This is a genomic window from Rathayibacter sp. AC182 (assembly GCF_979253875.1).
In genome coordinates, this window is the sequence record NZ_CEEDEK010000005.1 from 84,107 (window position 1) to 100,882 (window position 16,776).

Sequence of the window (16,776 nt, forward strand, 5' to 3'; positions counted from 1 at the left end):
GAGAGATCGTCCGGCCCGCGGAGCCGAGCGGGAGCCCCAGGAACCCGCTCGTCGTCCCGCCGTACCCGGGCGCCGAGACGGTGAAGGCGGTCCGCGGGTGCGTGCCCGCGTCGGCGGCCTCGTCCGGCGTGGCAGCGAGCAGCGCGGCGACCGCCGGGACGTCCTCCGCGACGACGTCGACCGAGGCCCGGAGCGCCAGGGGAGCACCGGTGCCCGTCCGCACCTCGTCGATCCCGGGGTCCTCGTCGAGCCGGTCGAGGCGCGCGAGCAGGGCCGCGCCGGACGCGTGCCGTCGACTCCGATCAGGCTCGTCCCGGTCGAGAGCGAGAGCGCGCCGCGCTCGTCCGGGAGCGGGGCGAGCGGACGGATGACGGGGACGGCATCGGCGAGGTCCGCGTCCGCCGTGAGCGACGCGGTCCGTCCCGAGACCAGGTCGACCCGGTCGACGACCGGCAGCGAGCGGAGGTCCTCCGCGAGAGCGACGTCCGCCCTGCGGCGAGGATCGAGGTGCACGGGGGCGAGGCCCTCCCCCGCACCGACGCTCATGCTCACCCGCAGGTCCGCTCCGACGACCCCCGCGCCGAGCGCGACCTGCACCGCCGAGGCGGTCCGGAGGTCGCCGCCTCCGGCGCCGACCTCGACGACGGCGATCCACTCGTCCGGGCGGTCCTCGACGTCCGCCTGGTCGAGCGAGCTCGTGACGGAGTCGACACCCTCCACCGCGCCGACGCGCTCCGCCAGCGCGTCCAGCGCGTCCTGGGAGCCCGTGGGCGGCGCCGTGCAGCCCACGAGGGCGAGGACCACCGCCGCGAGCAGACCCGCCGCCGCCTCGCCGCGCTCGCCCCCGCACGTCAGTACCGGATCGCGTCGATGACCTTGACCCGGACGGCCACGATCGCCGGGACGAGACCGGCCAGCTGCCCCGACGAGGGTCGCCGCGCCGAGACCGAGCAGGCCGCCTCCGCCGGGAACGGCGGGATGTCCTCGATGCCGTTCTGCTGGATGAAGCCGACGGTGATCGGGTTCGTGACGAGGATCACAGCGATCGCCACCCCGACGACGCCGGCGACCACCGTCGCGACCACGCTCTCCATCATGATCGAGAAGAAGATGCGGCCGGAGGAGGCGCCGAAGCTGCGCCGGATCCCGATCTCGCGGATGCGCTGCCGCACCGTGACGAGGGCGATGTTGAGGAGCCCGAGCGCCCCGAGGGCGAGCACCAGTCCGGCGACGCCGCCGATCACCCAGGTCAGCACCCCGAACGGATCCGAGTCGTACGTCAGGTAGTCCTGGCGGCTCACGTCGGCGTCGATCCCCGGGCCCAGTGCGGCCGCGATGTCGCGCTGCACCGCCTGGGCGAGCGGCTCCGCGATGTCCAGCGGCACCCACATCTCGTAGTTCGGGATCGCTCCGCCGCCGAACGGGTCCTCGACGGCGGGCTCCTCGGCGACGCCCGCGTACCCGTCGGCGAGCATCATCATCGGGCTCGGTCTCCCACTGGGTCACCGGGGTCACCCCCACCACGACCGCGGTCGGTAGCGCTCGGCACCCAGCAGGGTGACCGTGGGGTGCGCGGCGAGGTCGGGTCGCCCGAGGCGGTCCCAGAAGATCTCGCTCACGACGACGGCGGGAGCGAGTCGGAGCCGTCGCGCTCGGTGAACCAGCTGCCCTCCTCGACCTCGAGGCGGTGCATCTCGGCGTACGGCTGGTCGACCGCCGTGACGGGCACGTCCACGGCCTCGTCCGCGAACTGCACGCGCGCGGATCCGTAGGTCGTGCGGCTGTCACGCGATGCCGTAGCGCTCGAGCACCGTCTCCCACGCCGTCTGGAGCGCCGCGGGGTCGACGACGCCGTCGCCGCTCGTCGTGTAGGCGCTGACGCAGAGGCTGGCGGGGTCGCCCGCCCGAGCGCTCGGCCTGCTCGATGCTCGCCTGGCGGGCGATGCCGCCGGCTGCGACGACTCCGGTGAGCGCCGCGACGGCGACCGCCACTCCGATGAGCGAGAGCAGCACGCGGCCGCGGTGGATGCGCAGCTCGGTCCACGCCTCGACGACGCGCCGGCGATGCCGACCAGGCCGCCCATCAGAGCGCGCCTCGGGGTCGGCCGCGGGCGCGGCGTGCGCGGGTGACCGGGTCGTGCAGCGTCCCCGCCGAGGACGCCGTGTCCAGCCGGCCGCGGTCGAGCCGGTAGTGCCGCTCGGCGCGGGAGGCGATCGCCGGGTCGTGCGTGATGGTCACGAGAGCCGAGCCCGATTCGCGGGCGATCTCGTCGAGCAGGCTCATCACGGTCTCCCCCGTGTCGGTGTCGAGTGCGCCGGTGGGCTCGTCGGCCAGGATCAGCCGCGGACGGCACCCAGTGCGCGCGATCGCGATGCGCTGCTGCTCGCCGCCGGACATCCGCCCGGGCGAGGAGTCGACGCGGTGCCCGAGGCCCACGCGCTCGAGCATCTCGGCCGCGATCTCGCGGCGGCGCCAGAACTCGCGTCCGGAGGCGTAGAGCAGCGGGGTCATCACGTTCTCCCGGGCGGTGCGGCCGTCGAGCAGGTTGAACTGCTGGAAGATGAAGCCGATGCTGCCGCCGCGGATCCGCGCCCGCGCCCGCGAGGACAGGGTCTCGGTCGGCCGCCCCTCGAGCAGCATCCGCCCCTCGGTCGGCTCGTCGATCAGGCCGAGGATGTTCAGGAGCGTGGACTTGCCGGAGCCGCTGCGGCCGACGACCGAGACGTGATCGCCCTCCCCACCTCGAGGTCGACGCCGTCGAGGATCGTCAGCGGGGGCGCGTCGGGCAGCGGGACGACCTTCCGATCCCCTCGAGCCGGAGGATCGTCACGGGCAGAACACCGAGCCGTCGGGGCTCTGCACGCACTCGCCGCCCTCGACGGCGGCGTCGTTCGCGGTGGCCCCCGGCACGAACTGCAACAGCTCCGCGCCCTCGTCCACGCCTCCCGTGATCTCGACGCTCGAGCCGTCGGTGAGCCCGAGCGTCACCGGGATCTCCTCGGTCGAGCCGTCCTCGGCGAGCCGGAAGACGACTCGATTCGGCAGTGCCCTCGACGGCGGTCGTCGGCACCACCAGGACGTTCTCGGCCAGGCCGCCGGCCAGCGTGACGGTAGCGGCGAGGCCGGGGAACACGGTGACCTCTGCGGGCACCTGGCAGCGGAAGCCGTGCCGGAGCCGGTCGGAGCCGCCTCGCCGCCCGCCGCCTCTCCGGTGCCCTCGCCCGCGAGCGGCGTGGTGATCGCGAGGCCGGTGCAGGTGAACGCGGCCGGGCCTCCGGTGATCGAGACCTGCGCCTCGGTGGGGCGGTCCTGGATCCGGTAGAGCTGCTGAGCGTCGATCGATCCCGTGACGGAGAAGCGGGGCGGAGCGACCTGGCCGGTCACCTCCCCGACCGTCACGGCCTGGTCGTGGATGACGCCGAGGGCGTTGAGCACGCCGTCGGCCTCGGCGTACACGCGCTCGAAGCGCACCGCCGGGGCGGCTGCGAGACGCTCACGGTGCCGTCGGCCGCGGTGGTCTCGACCGGGTCGCGCACGGTCTCGACGCGGATGTCGTAGACGAGGTCGCCCTCGGCGACCGTCGCGCCCTGCTCGATGTACACGTCGTCGACGGTGCCGACGGCGGTGGCCTTGAGCGGCACGGCCGGGTCGGCGGCGACGGAGCCCTGCAGGGTGAGGTCGCTGGTGATGGTGCCGCGGGCGACGGTCACGACCGGCTCGGTGAGCTCGCCGGACGGGACGGTCGGATCGGCCTCGGCCGCACTGTCCGGGAAGAAGGCGATCTTGACGAGCGCGATGCTCGCCGCTCCGATGATCACCATCCACACGATCGGGAACAGCCCAACGTCGAACCGCACTCATCTCGTCCCCCGACTCCGCGCACCGCGCTCGCGTGCTCCCCCGTGGGGCACTGAGGTGAACCTTATCCAGGCTCCGGCGCGTGGAGTGCGGGACTCGGCAGGCGGCGCCGCGGAGTCATCCCCGAGAGGAGGGAGGGGGACGGCGAGCTTCTCGACGACGCCCGCGACGCGCCGCGCGCGGGTGGCGTCGGCCTCCGCCCCTCGATCGCGGTGACGTGGGTGCCGCCCAGGGCGGCGATCACCTCGGCGGGACCTCGATCCCGGTGGTGCGGCCGACCTGGTGCATCGTCGTCGAGAAGCGCATGACGGAAGCTACTCCCGGCGGACCGGTTTCCATCGGGGTCCTCAGCAGAGGGACCGAGCGCCGAGCGGACGGCGTCGACCGTCATGCGCCCGTCGGGATCCAGACGGGTCAGCATGCGCGCCATGATGTCGGCGAGCTGCGGATCTGCTCGGCGTCGAGCGGGTCGATCACGTCGGCGAGCACCGCGGCCACGTGGCCGGGAGCGGTCGCGACGAGCTTCGCCAGCCCCTCCTCGGTGAGGACGGCGTTGGTCGCCCGCCCGTCCGTCGGGCACGGCCGCCGCTCGAGGTAGCCGCGCGCGACGAGCCGGGTGACGACGTGCGACAGCCGCGGCAGCGTCGCGTTCGTGCGGGTCGCGAGCGTGGTCATCCGCAGCGTCCGGTCGGGCGCCTCCGAGAGCATCGCGAGGGTCATGTACTCGAAGTGGGTGAGGCCGGCGTCGCGCTGGAGCTGCTGGTCGAGCGCGCCTGGGAGCAGCTCGACGACCGCGATGAAGCGGATCCACGCACCCAGTTGCTCGGGCGTGAGCCACCGGGGCTCGCTCGGGGATCCGTCGGGCGTCGGCGTTGCAGCGGGCGTCGGGGATCCGGGAGGCATGACGTCACCCTACACCTTTCGTTGCAGCGACAACCTCTGTCGGGTCACCGCGCCCGGACCGTCCGCTCAGATCACGTCGTCCGAGAGCGCGATCGGCGTGCCGAACCGGTGGTTGGTGATCGAGACGGCCTGCTCGCGCAGGAAGGGCAGCAGCTCGACGCGGCCGGCCGGGGTGACGGGGTTCGCGGATCGCGACGTCCGGCGACTCCGCCGAGGGCCTCCGCGAGCGCGGAGGCGAGAGGGATCCGCGACCCGTCGGCGCGCTGCAGCGGGATCGGCTTGCCGGTGCTGCCGCGGGTGATGCCGGTGACCACGTCGGTGAAGGACCGCGTCGCGCTGCGGGCGGCGAGCGCCTCCTCGCCGTCGAATCCGGGCGACGCCGCGGCGCCGCCCCCGGGGCCGGCGTACTCGTCGACCCGGTCCGAGACGATGTCGCCGACGATGCGGATGCGCGACGCGGTGATGCGCCCGGCCGCCGCCCGCTCGAGCCACTGCGCGTCCGACTCGACGACCACCTTGGGCACGAGCCCCGCCATCTCGGCGAGCTCGTCGCCCGCGAGTCGCGAGCACCCGCGGCGGCAGCGGGATCGACGTCGAGACGTCCATCCTCGACCGGGTGAGCAGACCCGCGGCGATGACGCGGAGCAGCTCCCCCAGGTCGCCCTCGTCGGCCAGGCGCAGCGCGATCGGCACCCGCAGGTAGCGGAACAGGTTGCGCTCGACGCCGACCTTCGAGATGTCGGTCACCACTCCGAACTCGGTCGCCCAGGCGAGCTGGTCCGAGAGCGGCGGAGCGGCGGAGCAGGTCGAACTGAACTGCAGCGACGACTGCGCCGCCTCGATGAACTGGCGGGCCCGGTCGTCGAGGCCTCGCAGGTGCAGCGTCGACGACGGGCGGGCGGGCGACGGCTTCCACGAGCCCAGGCCGATCAGGTGGTTCGGGCCGCCCGCTCTCTGCGCCGCCGCCGACCGACGAGCGCTTCCAGCCGCCGAACGGCTGCCGCGCACGATCGCGCCGGTGATGCCGCGGTTGACGTACAGGTTGCCGGCCTCGACGGAGTCGAGCCACACGGCGAGCTCGTCGGCGTGCAGCGAGTGCAGCCCGGCGGTCAGCCCGTAGTCGGTGCCGTTCTGGATCCGGATCGCGTCCTCGAGGGTGGCCGCGTGCATGATCCCGAGGACGGGACCGAAGAACTCGGTGAGGTGGAAGTAGCTGTCCTCGGTCACCCCCTCGCGGACTCCCGGCGACCAGAGCCGACCGCTGTCGTCCAGCTGCCGCGGCTCGACGAGCCACGACTCCCCCGCACCGAGCGTGGTGAGGGCGTGCGCGAGCTTGCCGGTCGGCTTCTCGATCAGCGGTCCCATGACGGAGGCCGGGTCCTCGGGGTACCCCACGCGCAGCGAGGTGACGGCGTCCACGAGCTGAGCGCGGAACCGCTTCGAGCGGGCGACCGACCCGACGAGGATCACCAGCGACGCGGCCGAGCACCTCGCCCGGCGTGCCCGAATGCGCTCTTCACGATGTCGGCCACTGCGAGGTCGTAGTCCGCGTGGGGCGTCACCACGATCGCGTTCTTCCCGCTCGTCTCGGCGACCAGGGTGCAGGTCCGGCCGCCACGAGCGGAAGAGCTTGGCGGTGTCGTACGAGCCCGTGAGGATCACGCGGTCGACGAGCGGATCCGTGATCAGCGCGCGGCCCAGGGACTCCTCGTCGAGGTCGACCAGGGCGAGGAGGTCCTGCGGGACGCCGGCGTCCCAGAGCGCCTCGGCGAGCACCGCCGCCGAGCGCCGCGCCTGCGGGGCGGGCTTCAGCACGACTCCGGATCCCGCGGCGAGCGCCGCGAGCACCGAGCCGGCGGGGATCGCGACCGGGAAGTTCCACGGCGGAGCGACGACCGTGACGCGGGCCGGCACGAAGGTGGCGCCCGTCACCGCGTCGAGCTCGCGCGCGCGGGTGGCGTAGTAGTGGGCGAAGTCGATCGCCTCGGAGACCTCGGGGATCGCCCTCGGCGATGGTCTTGCCGGTCTCGGAGGCCATCACTCCGAGGAGCCGGTCGCGGCTCGCGGCGAAGCGCGAGCCCGGCGCGGTCGAGGATCGCCGCGCGGTCGTAGCCCAGCCGCTCGCCCCATCGCTGAGCCTGCCGTTCGACGGTGCGTGCAGCAGCTCCTGCAGCGCCTCCGGAGCCGTGATCCGCGCGGCGTCGGCCGTGGCGGTGCCGATCGTGGTGCGCGGCGAGCCGCCTCGGCGATCGTGGCGCGCCCAGCGGCGGCTGCCGGGGCAGAGACGGGTCGGTGTCCGGCTTCGGTGCGGAACCCGGCGTCGCCTGCGGCCGCTCCGGCGCCGCGCAGGCTGAGCCCGAGGACCGCCTCGGCGAGCCCGGCGGCCGCGGGGTCGACGGAGTGCTTCGCCGGCGCGCGCGTGCTCCCTGCACGTAGAGGCGCCGACCCGGATCCCGACGACCACCGCGCGCAGCCTGTCCTGCGTGCGGTTCGGCGCCGGCAGGCGGTCGCCGAGCGCCTCGAGCGAGAGCCGGAACCGCTCCAGCTCGCGCTGGAAGACGCTCTCGTCCTCGAGCTCGAAGACGGCCGACAGGAAGTTCTCGGGGCTCGCGTTCTCCTCCAGGCGCCGCATCAGGTACGAGATCGCCACGTCGAACTCGCGCGGGTGCACCACGGGCGTGTAGAGGAGCAGCTGCCCGACGTCCTCCCGGATCGCCCGCGCGAGCCCGGTCGCCATGCCGAGGAGCATCTCGATGTCGACCGCCTCGACCACGCCCCGCTCGTTCGCGAGGATCCAGGCGTGGGCGACGTCGAACAGATTGTGGCCGGCGACCCCGATCCGCACGGCGTCGGTGCGCGCCGGGTCGAACGCCCAGTCGAGCAGGCGCTTGTAGTTGGTGTCGGCCTCGGCCTTGCTCCCGGACGGTCGCGACCGGCCAGTCGTGGATCGCGGCGTCCACCCGCTCCATGGCGAGGTTCGCGCCCTTCACCACGCGCACCTTGATCCGCGCCCCGCCGCGCGCGCGGCGCCCGGTCGCCCAGGCGGTCAGGTCCTGCAGCACGCCCAGGGCGTCGGGCAGGTAGGCCTGCAGCACGATGCCGGCCTCCAGCCCGAGCAGGTTCGGGTGGTCGAGGAGGCGGCGGAAGACGGCGACCGTGAGGTCGAGGTCGCGGTACTCCTCCATGTCGAGGTTGATGAACTTGGGGTCGGGCTCATCACCGCCGCCGTCTCGTAGAGCGGAGCGAGCCGCTCGACGATCCGCTCGACCGCCTCGTCGAAGGCCCACATCGAGAGCTGGCTCGCGATGCTCGAGACCTTGATGCTGACGTAGTCGACGTCGGGGCGCTCGAGGAGGCACCTCGTCCCCTCCAGCCGCCGCAGGCGCTCCTCGCGCTCGCCGAGCACGGCCTCGCCGAGGAGGCTGAGGTTCAGCCGGCCGCCGCCCTCGCGCAGCGACGCGATCGCCGAGCCGAGGCGGGCGTCGGAGGCGTCGACCACCAGGTGGCCGACCAGCTGGGCAGCGCAGCACGCGCCGGGCCGCCGGGACGACGATCCAGGGCAGGACGGGGCCCACGGCACCGCCCGTGGCGACCGCCGCGCGGAGGTACGGAGGGAGGAAGGCGGGGGTCTCGGGGTGAGCGCCGCGAGGTCCTCGGCGGCGACCGAGAGGTCCTCCGGTCGGGCCACGCCGTCGACGAAGCCGGCCAGAGTCGAGTCCGTTCAGGTCCTGCAGCACGCCGGCCAGGCGGCGGGCGGCGGGGTCGGCCTCGAACGCGCGCGGCTGCGGATGAGCCAGCGGCGCGCGAGCTTCTCGACGCGCTCGAGCATCGGCTCCACGTCGTCGAACTCGGGCTTGCGGCGCGGCAGACGCAGCGCCTCGCCGGTGTGGTACTGGCCGGTCTCGCTCAGAGCGCCCCGATCGACGGGACGCGCACCGGGCGCGCCCTCGGAGCGCGGCTGCCGGCGCTGCTCGCGCTGCTGCGGCTGCTGGTCCTCGGGCGCGGAGTGCTCGGCCTGCTCCTCGCCGGCCTCCGGCGCGTCGATCGGCACCTCGTGCTCCGGGTCGTTCCCGGGCACGGCTGAGGACGTCGACTGCTCCATCCCACGAGGCTAGCGCCCGAGGCGGCGGCCAGGCGGGGCGTGTCGCCCCCTCGTACCGGACTCCTCGGGGAAGAGACGTCCGGGAAGCTGACCTCTGGGAAGACTCCCCCTTCCCGTCGGGGTGTGGTGGACGCCGGTGGGGGCGAGCGGGACGATGGGCGCACTCCGAACACCCCGCTCGCGATCGAAGACCCGATGGATCCGCCGCCCGTCCCGTGCGCCGCGATGATCGCCGCGCAGCAGGCGCTGATCGACAGCACGGCCGCCTTCGACGGCGAGGCGACCGGCCCGATGAATCCCGGGCCGTCCCCGAGCGCGCGCTGTGCCCGATCGAGGAGGGCGTGGTCGACGCCGACGGAGTGCCGTCGCCGACGCGCGTCGACGTGGCGGGAGCCTCCGTCATCTGCCTCACCTGGCTGACCGGGCGCCTGGCCGAGTCCAGCGGGCGCTCGAGCGAGGAGATCCTCTTCTCGCTGCGCGAGTTCGTCACCGAGGCGCTGCGCAGCGACGCCGACTGAGCGGGGCCGTCGCCCCCGCGGCGCCGGACTCGCGTCCCGCCTCCGGGCCGACCACACTGGCCTGCATGGCGCGAAGCACAGTCCGACGCGATCGGCACCGGCCCCCTGGACGTCTCGGACCGCGAGCGCAGCGGCACCGCGCCCGGCCCGGCGTCCCGCCGCGCCGCCGTCCGATCCGGCGGTCGACGTGGTGATCGTCGGCGCCGGCCACAACGGCGGCCTGGCCGCCGCGGCCTACCTCGCGCAGGCCGGACTCGACGTGCTGGTCCTCGAGCGGAGCGCGCGCACGGGCGGTGCCGCCGTGTCGGAGTACCCGTTCCGCGGCGTCGAGGCCCGGCTCAGCCGCTACTCCTACCTGGTGAGCCTGCTGCCGCGTGCGATCCTCGACGACCTCCGGATCGACGTGCCGCTCGTGCGGCGCCGCTACTCCTCCTACACCCCCGATCCCGCGGACCCCACCCGCGGCCTGCTCGTCGACACGCACGACGCGCAGGCGACCGCCGCCTCCTTCGCCCGGCTCGGCTCCCCGGCCGACGCCGAGGGCTTCGCCGGCTTCTCGCGCCTCACCTCGACGGCCGCGACGGCGCTCTGGCCGACGCTCACCCAGCCGCTGCTGCGACGCGAGGAGGCGCGGCGGCTCGTGGCCGACGACTCCGTCTGGAGTGCGCTCATCGAGCGCCCGATCGGGGAGGCGATCCAGCGGAGCGCCGAGAACGACCTCGCACGCGGCGTCCTGCTGACGGACGCCCTCATCGGCACCTTCGCCGGCGCGGCCGACGCCGACCTCGCGCAGAACCGCTGCCTGCTCTACCACGTGATCGGCGGCGGGACGGGCGACTGGGACGTCCCGGTCGGCGGCATGGGCTCGGTCTCGGGCGCCCTGGACCGCGCGGCCCGCGACGCCGGCGCCCGGATCCTGACCGGGGCGGAGGTGACCGCGATCGGAGCCGACGGCGACGTCGTCTACCGCCGGGGCCCGCGCAGCCGCCGGGTCCGTGCGCGGTTCGTGCTCTCGAACGTGGCGCCCTTCGTCCTCGACCGGCTGATGGACGGCGGGTCGGGCGTCGGCGGCCCGCCGCCGGAGGGCGCCCAGGTCAAGATCAACCTCGTGCTGCGGCGCCTGCCGCGGCTGCGCGACGAGAGCGTCTCACCGGAGGCGGCCTTCGGCGGCACCTTCCACGTGAACGAGGGCTGGGACGCCCTGGAGTCGGCCTTCCGCGCGGCGGGCAGGCCGCACGCCCACCCCGATCCTGTGCGAGATCTACTGCCACTCGCTGACCGACCCGACGATCCTCTCGCCCGAGCTGGCCGCCTCGGGAGCGCACACCCTCACCGTCTTCGCCCTGCACACCCCCGACCGCTGGCTGACCGCCGAGAACAACGCGTCGACCAGGCAGCGGCTGCAGGAGGAGATCCTCGACTCGATCGACTCGGTGCTCGCCGAGCCGATCCGCGACCTGATCCTGCTCGACGCCGACGAGGCCCCGTGCCTCGAGACGCGCACCACGCACGATCCGAGGAGAGCCTGGGCCTGCCGGGCGGCAGCATCTTCCACGGACCCCTCTCCTGGCCGTTCGCCGAGGACGACGAGCCGCTGGACACTCCGGCGCGCTGGGGCGTCGCGACCGCGCATCCGCGCGTGCTGGTCTGCGGTGCGGGAGCACGGCGGGGCGGCGGCGTCTCGGGACTCGGCGGGCACAACGCGGCGATGGCGGTGCTGGAGGAGCTCGGCGCCTGATCCTCGAGGCGGCTGATCCTCGACGGGCCTGATCCTCGACGGGCCTGATCCTCGACGGGCCTGATCCTCGACGTGCCTGATCCTCCGGATGGGCGTGATCATCGGGCGCGTGGCGCCGGGACGTCACGCCCTCAGTGCCACCGGTGGTCCTGGATGGTCATCCGCGGCCCGTGGCGCGGCTTCCGCGCACCGCTGCAGCCGATCAGCCGGATGATCCGCTGCCGGTGCCCGCGCCACGGCTCGAGCAGCTCGAGCATGCCGTCGTCGTCGACTCCGAGGCGGCCGGTGAGGGCGAAGCCCACCGCCGCAGCGAGGTGGTAGTCGCCCACGCTGACCGCGTCCGGATCACCGTGCGCGCGCATCATCACCTCGGAGGCGGTCCACGCGCCGATCCCGGGCACCGAGCGCAGTCGCGACTCGACCTGCGCGCCGCCGCGCCCGAGGGTCAGCGTGCGCTCGAGTCCCGGCGCCACGAGCGCGGCGGTGAGCAGGGTGCGCGAGCGGCGCGGATCCACTCCTGCGCGGTGCCACTCCCACGACGGGATGCGGCGCCACTGCTCGGCCGTCGGCGCCACGTGCAGGGGCACGGGCACCGGGCCGGGGCGGGATCGCCGTAGCGGCGGACCAGCGCCCGGTACGCCCGCCACGCCTCGGTGCTCGTCACCTTCTGCTCGAGGATCGACGGCGCCAGCATCTCGAAGACCAGCCCGGCACGGGCGAGCCGCAGGCCCTCGACCCGGCGCAGCACGTCGGCCAGGGGCCGGTGCGAGGAGAGGTCGAGGCCGCTCCAGTCGTCGCCGTGCCCCAGGAGCTCGGGCACCTGCGCGATCAGCCACTCCGCACCCTCGCCCCACGCCCGTGCGCGCACCGAGCCGTCGACCGCCTGCACGAGCTGCAGGGTGCCTGCGCCGTGGGGCGTGCGGAAGGCCTTCCAGAAGCCGGAGGCGTCGATCAGCACGTGGGTCGCTCCGTGCCGCGCAGCAGCGTGCGGACGGTGAGCGCGAGGCTCACCGGCACGGCGGGCGCGTAGACCGTCGCCCGGACGGGCTCGGGAGCAGGAGGGGCGGATGTCACGCAGCGATGCTAATCGCGCCCTCCGACACCGCCGGACGAGCTCGGCCGCGAGGGCGGCGACAGCCCCTCCGCACTGACTCTTCGGAGCCGGCGCGATGCCCGGATTGGATCAGGACCGATGACCACATGCGCAGATTTTTCTCGCCGATTCCGCTGGTCAGAGGCCTCTTCACGGGCGTAGCTTCGCGCTGTCGCGACGGCGTTCAGTCGTCCGGCATCCGCCTATCACTGGAGATGCGCACATGTTCGACACGACCTTCATCCGCAAGGCGATCGTCAGGAGCTCCGAGACCGCTCTGGACCGTCGCCGCTTCTTCGAGGCCACCGGCGTCGCCGGCCTCGGCATCGGCGCGGCCGCACTGCGCCGCCCCCTCCGCCGCCGCTGCCGACCAGGCGCCCGGCGGACCGAGCGACGGCTCGATCCTGAACTTCGCCCTCAACCTCGAGTACCTCGAGGCCGAGTTCTACCTCCGCGCCGTCACCGGCCGGGGCCTGGACGCCGCCGATGCCACCGGTGTCGGCACCCCCGGCTCCGTCACCGGCGGTCGCGCCGTGCCGTTCAAGACCCCGTGGCTCAAGTCGGTCGCGACCGAGATCGCCCAGGACGAGCGGGCTCACGTGAAGTTCCTCCGCAAGGCGATCGGCACCTCGTGTCGCGCGACTCCGCGATCAACCTCCAGGCGAGCTTCAACGCCGCCGCCGCGGCGGCCGGACTGATCGCCCCGGAGGCACCTTCGACCCGTTCCTGAACGAGCAGAACTTCCTGCTCGGCGCGTTCGTGTTCGAGGACGTCGGAGTCACGGCGTACAAGGGCGCCGCTCCCTGATCGACTCGCCGACGTACCTCGGAGGCGGCCGCCGGCATCCTCGCGGTCGAGGCCTACCACGCGGGCACCATCCGCTCGTCGCTCTACGCGCTCGGACTCGACGTCGCCGCGGGCAAGCTCTCGGACGCCCGCGACTCCTCGACGGGGCGGCGACCGATCTCGACCAGGGCATCAAGGTGAACGGCGCGGCGAACATCCAGCCGACCGACGCCAACGGCATCGCGTTCAGCCGCAGCCCCGGCCAGGTGCTGAACATCGTCTACCTGAACCCGAAGGCGACCACCAAGGGCGGGTTCTTCCCGAACGGAGTCAACGGCGAGCTCAACGCGAGCTCGGCCGGCTAGTCCACCGTCACTGCACGACGACGGGCCCTTCCTCGAGGCGGCGAGGAGGGGCCCGTCGTCGCGTCCGGACCGGCGGCCGGCCCTCCCTCGGCCCCGCAGGTGCACCGCGGACTCCGGCGTCCTCTACTCTGAGCGGGTGAAGATCGGGATCCTGACCTCCGGGGGCGACTGCCCCGGCCTCAACGCCGTCATCCGCGGTGCCGTCTACAAGGGCATCAAGGTGTACGACCAGGAGTTCGTGGGCTTCCGCGGTGGCTGGCGGGGAGTGGTGGACGGCGACATCATGCCGCTCGAGCGCTCCGACATCCAGGGCATCGCGAAGCAGGGCGGCACGATCCTCGGCACGAGCCGCACGAACCCCTTCGAGGGCGAGAACGGCGGCCCCGAGAAGATCGCCGCGATGATGGAGCGCAACGGCATCGACTCGATCATCGCGATCGGCGGAGAGGGCACGCTCGCCGCGGCGAAGCGCCTGACCGACGCGGGTCTCAAGATCGTCGGCGTCCCCAAGACCATCGACAACGACCTCGGCGCCACCGACTACACCTTCGGCTTCGACACCGCCGTCGGCATCGCGACCGACGCGATGGACCGCCTCCGCACCACGGGCGACTCGCACGGCCGCTGCATGGTCGCCGAGGTCATGGGCCGCCACGTCGGCTGGATCGCGCTGCACTCCGGCATGGCCGCCGGCGCGCACGTCATCCTCATCCCCGAGAAGCGCACGTCGATCGATCAGATCGTCGAGTGGGTGCAGAGCGCACAGGACCGCGGTCGTGCGCCGCTCGTCGTCGTCGCCGAGGGCTTCTCGCTCGACACGATGGACGACGCCCACTCCGAGCGCGGCCTCGACGCCTTCGGCCGCCCGCGCCTGGGCGGCATCGGCGAGATGCTCGCCCCCATGATCGAGGAGCGCACGGGCATCGAGACCCGCGCCACCACGCTCGGCCACATCCAGCGCGGAGGAACGCCCACCGCGTTTGACCGCGTCCTCGCGACCCGCCTGGGCATGGCCGCGATCGACTCCGTCGTCGCCGAGCACTGGGGCCGCATGGTGGCGCTGCGCGGCACCGACATCTACCACGTCGACTTCGCCGAGGCCCTCGGCACCCTCAAGACCGTGCCGGACTCCCGGTACGAGGAGGCGCGCACGCTCTTCGGCTGAGCGGCGCCGCCTCCCCGACGGGGTCGAGGCGACGGGAGGGTCAGCCCTTCGCGCCGTCCGGTGTCGCCGTCGCGACGATCTGCGCGCGGCCCAGCGTGTGGAAGTGGACGTTGAAGCCCAGGATCGCCGGCGTCGACTCCGGGTCGAGGTCGAGGCGCTCGACGTCGAGGGCGTGCACGACGAAGAAGTAGCGGTGCTCGCGGTCCGGCGGCGCCGCTCCGATGAACTGGCGCAGCCGCATCTCGTTCGGCAGCGTCTGCGCGCCGTGCGGCAGCAGCTCGAAGCCGGCCGCCCCCGCGCCCGTCGGCAGCTCGGTCGTGGCGGCGGGCAGGTTGTAGAGCGCCCAGTGCCAGAAGCCCGAGCCCGTCGGCGCGTCCGGGTCGAAGACGGTCACCGCGAAGCTCTTCGTGCTCCTCGGGCGCTCCCGACCAGGCGAGATGCGGGGAGACGTCCTCGCCGCCCAAGCCCTCGCCGTAGTGGCGGGCGGCCATCGGGGCGCCGTCGGCGACGTCGTCGCTGGTGAGGGTGAAGGACGGCACCTCCTCGAGGCGGGCGTAGGGGTCGTAGTTCCAGTCGGACATCGGGTCTCCGTTCGGACGGGGCGACCCGCGATCGCGGGCCCTCTCCAGGGTACGAACGCACGCGACGAGGGCCAGGGCTTGCGGAGCACCTGCTCAGGAGCCGAGGTAGCGTCCGGGCCGGTGGTTGAACGCGAGCACGAGGTTGAGCACCACGACCCCGGCCGCCGAGATCAGCACGTTCACCGGCGGTACCACGAGCAGCGCGGCCACGACGACGCAGGCGTCGAGCGCCATCATCACGTAGCCGGCCCGCCAGCCGAGCCGCTCCTGCGCGATCAGGGCGACGATGCTGAAGCCGCCCAGGCTCGAGCCGTGCCGGAACAGGATCAGCAGGCCGATGCCCGCGAGAACGTCGCCCGTGAGCACTCCGTAGACCGGCTCGATGCTCAGCATGCCGAACGCGAGCGGATGCAGTCCCGCCAGCACCGAGACGAGCACGATCGAGAACATCGTGCGCAGGGTGAAGCGCCAGCCCTTCTTCCACAGCGACAGCGCGAGGAACGGGATGTTGACGACCACGAGGATCACGCCGAACGGGATCGGCAGCGGATAGCCCAGGAGCAGCGCCCAGCCCCGCGGTGCCGCCGGTGACGGCCTCGCTCGCCCGCAGGAGGAACAGGCCCAGCGAGACGACGAACGCTCCGGTCACCAGCCCGAAGACGTCCTCGATCCGGGAATGCGGCAGGGTGGCGGAGGCGTCGGTCACCCGCCGATGCTGCCACAGCCGTGTTGCGGCACCGTTTCCCGAGCGGCCGCACCCTCGTAGGATGTGCCGGTGCTGCCGAAGATCCTGCTGTTCTACCGCTTCGTGCCGCTCGCCGACCCCGAGGCGATCCGGCTCTGGCAGCGCGAGCTGTGCGAGTCGCTGGGCCTGCGCGGTCGGCTGCTCGTCTCGAAGGACGGGCTGAACGGCACGCTCGGCGGCGAGATGGGGGCGCTCAAGCGCTACCTCCGCCGCACGAAGGAGCATCCGGCGTTCCGGGGCCTGGACGCGAAGTGGAGTGAGGGGTCCGGCCTGGACGAGGACGGCGCGAGCGTCGACTTCCCCGGGCTCTCGGTCAAGGTGCGCGACGAGATCGTCTCGTTCGGCGCTCCGGACGAGCTCCGCGTGGACGAGCACGGCGTCGTGGGCACCGGCGTCAAGCTGCAGCCCGACGAGCTCGACGCGCTTCGTCGCGGAGCGCGACGACGTGGTCTTCTTCGACGGCCGCAACGCCTTCGAGGCCGCGATCGGCCGCTTCGACGGCGCCGTGGTGCCCAGCGTCGCGAGCACGCGCGACTTCGTCGAGCAGCTCGACTCCGGTGTCTACGACCATCTGAAGGGCCGCCCCGTCGTCACGTACTGCACCGGGGGCATCCGCTGCGAGGTGCTCTCGAGCCTGATGACGGCGCGCGGCTTCGGCGAGGTGTACCAGCTCGACGGCGGGATCGCCCGGTACGGCGAGGCGCGACGCGACTCCGGGCTCTGGCGCGGAGCGCTGTACGTCTTCGACGGCCGCGGGTCGCTGACCTTCTCGCCCGACGCCGAGGTGATCGGGCGCTGCGCCGGGTGCGCCGCCCCGACGAGCCGGATGCGCAACTGCTCCGATCCCGCCCGCCGTGCCCAGCTGGTGGTGTGCGGGGAGTGCGACGGGCTCGCCTGCGCGCGGCACCGGGCAGACCCTCA

The 16,776-nt window shown here is 73.4% G+C and carries 18 protein-coding genes and 8 pseudogenes; 8 read left to right on the forward strand and 18 right to left on the reverse strand.

What is annotated here, in order from left to right:
• The first annotated feature begins 97 nt into the window (after positions 1-97).
• Complete coding sequence (locus tag AC0CII_RS10435) at positions 98-874, forward strand: hypothetical protein (protein ID WP_465229381.1); 777 nt, start codon at positions 98-100, stop codon at positions 872-874.
• Here AC0CII_RS10435 and AC0CII_RS10440 read toward each other — a convergent pair.
• From AC0CII_RS10440 to AC0CII_RS10500, 13 genes and pseudogenes are all read right to left on the reverse strand, one after another.
• Complete coding sequence (locus AC0CII_RS10440; protein ID WP_465229382.1) at positions 852-1,481, reverse strand: ABC transporter permease; 630 nt, start codon at positions 1,479-1,481, stop codon at positions 852-854. The two genes, AC0CII_RS10435 and AC0CII_RS10440, sit on opposite strands and share 23 nt — an antisense overlap.
• A gap of 134 nt (positions 1,482-1,615) precedes the next feature.
• Positions 1,616-1,756 (reverse strand): hypothetical protein, encoded by a 141-nt coding sequence (locus tag AC0CII_RS10445; RefSeq protein WP_465229383.1) that lies wholly within the window; start codon positions 1,754-1,756, stop codon positions 1,616-1,618.
• 28 nt (positions 1,757-1,784) lie between these two features.
• Positions 1,785-2,084, reverse strand: a complete 300-nt coding sequence (locus AC0CII_RS10450) for a hypothetical protein (RefSeq protein ID WP_465229384.1) — start codon at positions 2,082-2,084, stop codon at positions 1,785-1,787.
• Positions 2,084-2,683 (reverse strand): ABC transporter ATP-binding protein, encoded by a 600-nt coding sequence (locus AC0CII_RS10455; protein WP_465230869.1) that lies wholly within the window; start codon positions 2,681-2,683, stop codon positions 2,084-2,086. Before AC0CII_RS10455 ends, AC0CII_RS10450 begins: the two co-directional genes overlap by 1 nt.
• Positions 2,684-2,827: 144 nt before the next feature.
• A complete protein-coding gene (locus tag AC0CII_RS10460; protein WP_465229385.1) occupies positions 2,828-3,457 on the reverse strand; it encodes a hypothetical protein in 630 nt (209 codons plus the stop codon).
• Positions 3,397-3,858, reverse strand: coding sequence for a hypothetical protein (locus tag AC0CII_RS10465; RefSeq protein WP_465229386.1), 462 nt, complete (start codon positions 3,856-3,858; stop codon positions 3,397-3,399). Before AC0CII_RS10465 ends, AC0CII_RS10460 begins: the two co-directional genes overlap by 61 nt.
• A gap of 415 nt (positions 3,859-4,273) precedes the next feature.
• The gene (locus tag AC0CII_RS10470; protein ID WP_465229387.1) at positions 4,274-4,762 is read right to left on the reverse strand and encodes a MarR family winged helix-turn-helix transcriptional regulator; all 489 of its coding nucleotides are present in this window, start codon (positions 4,760-4,762) and stop codon (positions 4,274-4,276) included.
• A gap of 1,065 nt (positions 4,763-5,827) precedes the next feature.
• Positions 5,828-6,232, reverse strand: a pseudogene (locus tag AC0CII_RS10475) (aldehyde dehydrogenase family protein); the annotation flags it as partial.
• The gene (locus AC0CII_RS10480) at positions 6,229-6,327 is read right to left on the reverse strand and encodes a hypothetical protein (protein ID WP_465229388.1); all 99 of its coding nucleotides are present in this window, start codon (positions 6,325-6,327) and stop codon (positions 6,229-6,231) included. The gene AC0CII_RS10480 and the pseudogene AC0CII_RS10475, both read right to left, overlap by 4 nt.
• Before the next feature lie 124 nt (positions 6,328-6,451).
• Positions 6,452-6,763: pseudogene (locus AC0CII_RS10485) on the reverse strand (aldehyde dehydrogenase family protein); the annotation flags it as partial.
• Positions 6,764-7,409: 646 nt separating this feature from the next.
• Positions 7,410-7,646, reverse strand: a pseudogene (locus AC0CII_RS10490) (proline dehydrogenase family protein); the annotation flags it as partial.
• Positions 7,647-7,743: 97 nt separating this feature from the next.
• Positions 7,744-7,947: pseudogene (locus AC0CII_RS10495) on the reverse strand (proline dehydrogenase family protein); the annotation flags it as partial.
• 536 nt (positions 7,948-8,483) lie between these two features.
• Positions 8,484-8,840, reverse strand: coding sequence for a hypothetical protein (locus AC0CII_RS10500; RefSeq protein WP_465229389.1), 357 nt, complete (start codon positions 8,838-8,840; stop codon positions 8,484-8,486).
• 239 nt (positions 8,841-9,079) lie between these two features.
• Here AC0CII_RS10500 and AC0CII_RS10505 point away from each other — a divergent pair, with 239 nt between their 5' ends.
• Positions 9,080-9,382, forward strand: a complete 303-nt coding sequence (locus tag AC0CII_RS10505) for a hypothetical protein (protein WP_465229390.1) — start codon at positions 9,080-9,082, stop codon at positions 9,380-9,382.
• 187 nt (positions 9,383-9,569) lie between these two features.
• Positions 9,570-11,120, forward strand: a pseudogene (locus AC0CII_RS10510) (phytoene desaturase family protein).
• A 131-nt stretch (positions 11,121-11,251) separates the two neighbouring features.
• Here AC0CII_RS10510 and AC0CII_RS10515 read toward each other — a convergent pair.
• The 3 genes from AC0CII_RS10515 to AC0CII_RS10525 are packed head-to-tail and all read right to left on the reverse strand — an operon-like array spanning position 11,252 to position 12,194.
• Complete coding sequence (locus tag AC0CII_RS10515) at positions 11,252-11,593, reverse strand: hypothetical protein (protein ID WP_465229391.1); 342 nt, start codon at positions 11,591-11,593, stop codon at positions 11,252-11,254.
• The gene (locus AC0CII_RS10520; protein ID WP_465229392.1) at positions 11,566-12,078 is read right to left on the reverse strand and encodes a DNA glycosylase family protein; all 513 of its coding nucleotides are present in this window, start codon (positions 12,076-12,078) and stop codon (positions 11,566-11,568) included. Before AC0CII_RS10520 ends, AC0CII_RS10515 begins: the two co-directional genes overlap by 28 nt.
• A complete protein-coding gene (locus AC0CII_RS10525) occupies positions 12,072-12,194 on the reverse strand; it encodes a hypothetical protein (RefSeq protein WP_465229393.1) in 123 nt (40 codons plus the stop codon). The genes AC0CII_RS10520 and AC0CII_RS10525 overlap by 7 nt, the downstream gene beginning before the upstream one ends.
• 234 nt (positions 12,195-12,428) lie before the next feature.
• Here AC0CII_RS10525 and AC0CII_RS10530 point away from each other — a divergent pair, with 234 nt between their 5' ends.
• The 4 genes from AC0CII_RS10530 to AC0CII_RS10545 all read left to right on the forward strand — a co-directional run bounded on the left by AC0CII_RS10530 (position 12,429) and on the right by AC0CII_RS10545 (position 14,529).
• Positions 12,429-12,911 (forward strand): ferritin-like domain-containing protein, encoded by a 483-nt coding sequence (locus tag AC0CII_RS10530; protein WP_465229394.1) that lies wholly within the window; start codon positions 12,429-12,431, stop codon positions 12,909-12,911.
• A 46-nt stretch (positions 12,912-12,957) separates the two neighbouring features.
• Complete coding sequence (locus tag AC0CII_RS10535; RefSeq protein WP_465230870.1) at positions 12,958-13,020, forward strand: hypothetical protein; 63 nt, start codon at positions 12,958-12,960, stop codon at positions 13,018-13,020.
• A gap of 176 nt (positions 13,021-13,196) precedes the next feature.
• Entirely contained in the window at positions 13,197-13,364 is a 168-nt protein-coding gene (locus AC0CII_RS10540) for a hypothetical protein (protein ID WP_465229395.1), read from the forward strand.
• A gap of 136 nt (positions 13,365-13,500) precedes the next feature.
• Entirely contained in the window at positions 13,501-14,529 is a 1,029-nt protein-coding gene (locus AC0CII_RS10545) for a 6-phosphofructokinase (protein ID WP_465227772.1), read from the forward strand.
• Positions 14,530-14,569: 40 nt separating this feature from the next.
• Here the strand turns inward: AC0CII_RS10545 and AC0CII_RS10550 are convergent.
• Both AC0CII_RS10550 and AC0CII_RS10555 read right to left on the reverse strand, forming a co-directional pair.
• Positions 14,570-15,110, reverse strand: a pseudogene (locus AC0CII_RS10550) (YbhB/YbcL family Raf kinase inhibitor-like protein).
• Positions 15,111-15,203: 93 nt separating this feature from the next.
• A pseudogene (locus AC0CII_RS10555) lies at positions 15,204-15,834 on the reverse strand (YitT family protein).
• Between the two features lie 45 nt (positions 15,835-15,879).
• Between AC0CII_RS10555 and trhO the strand changes: the two are divergent.
• Positions 15,880-16,762 (forward strand): annotated as a pseudogene (gene trhO, locus AC0CII_RS10560) (oxygen-dependent tRNA uridine(34) hydroxylase TrhO); the annotation flags it as partial.
• Positions 16,763-16,776 lie beyond the last annotated feature (14 nt).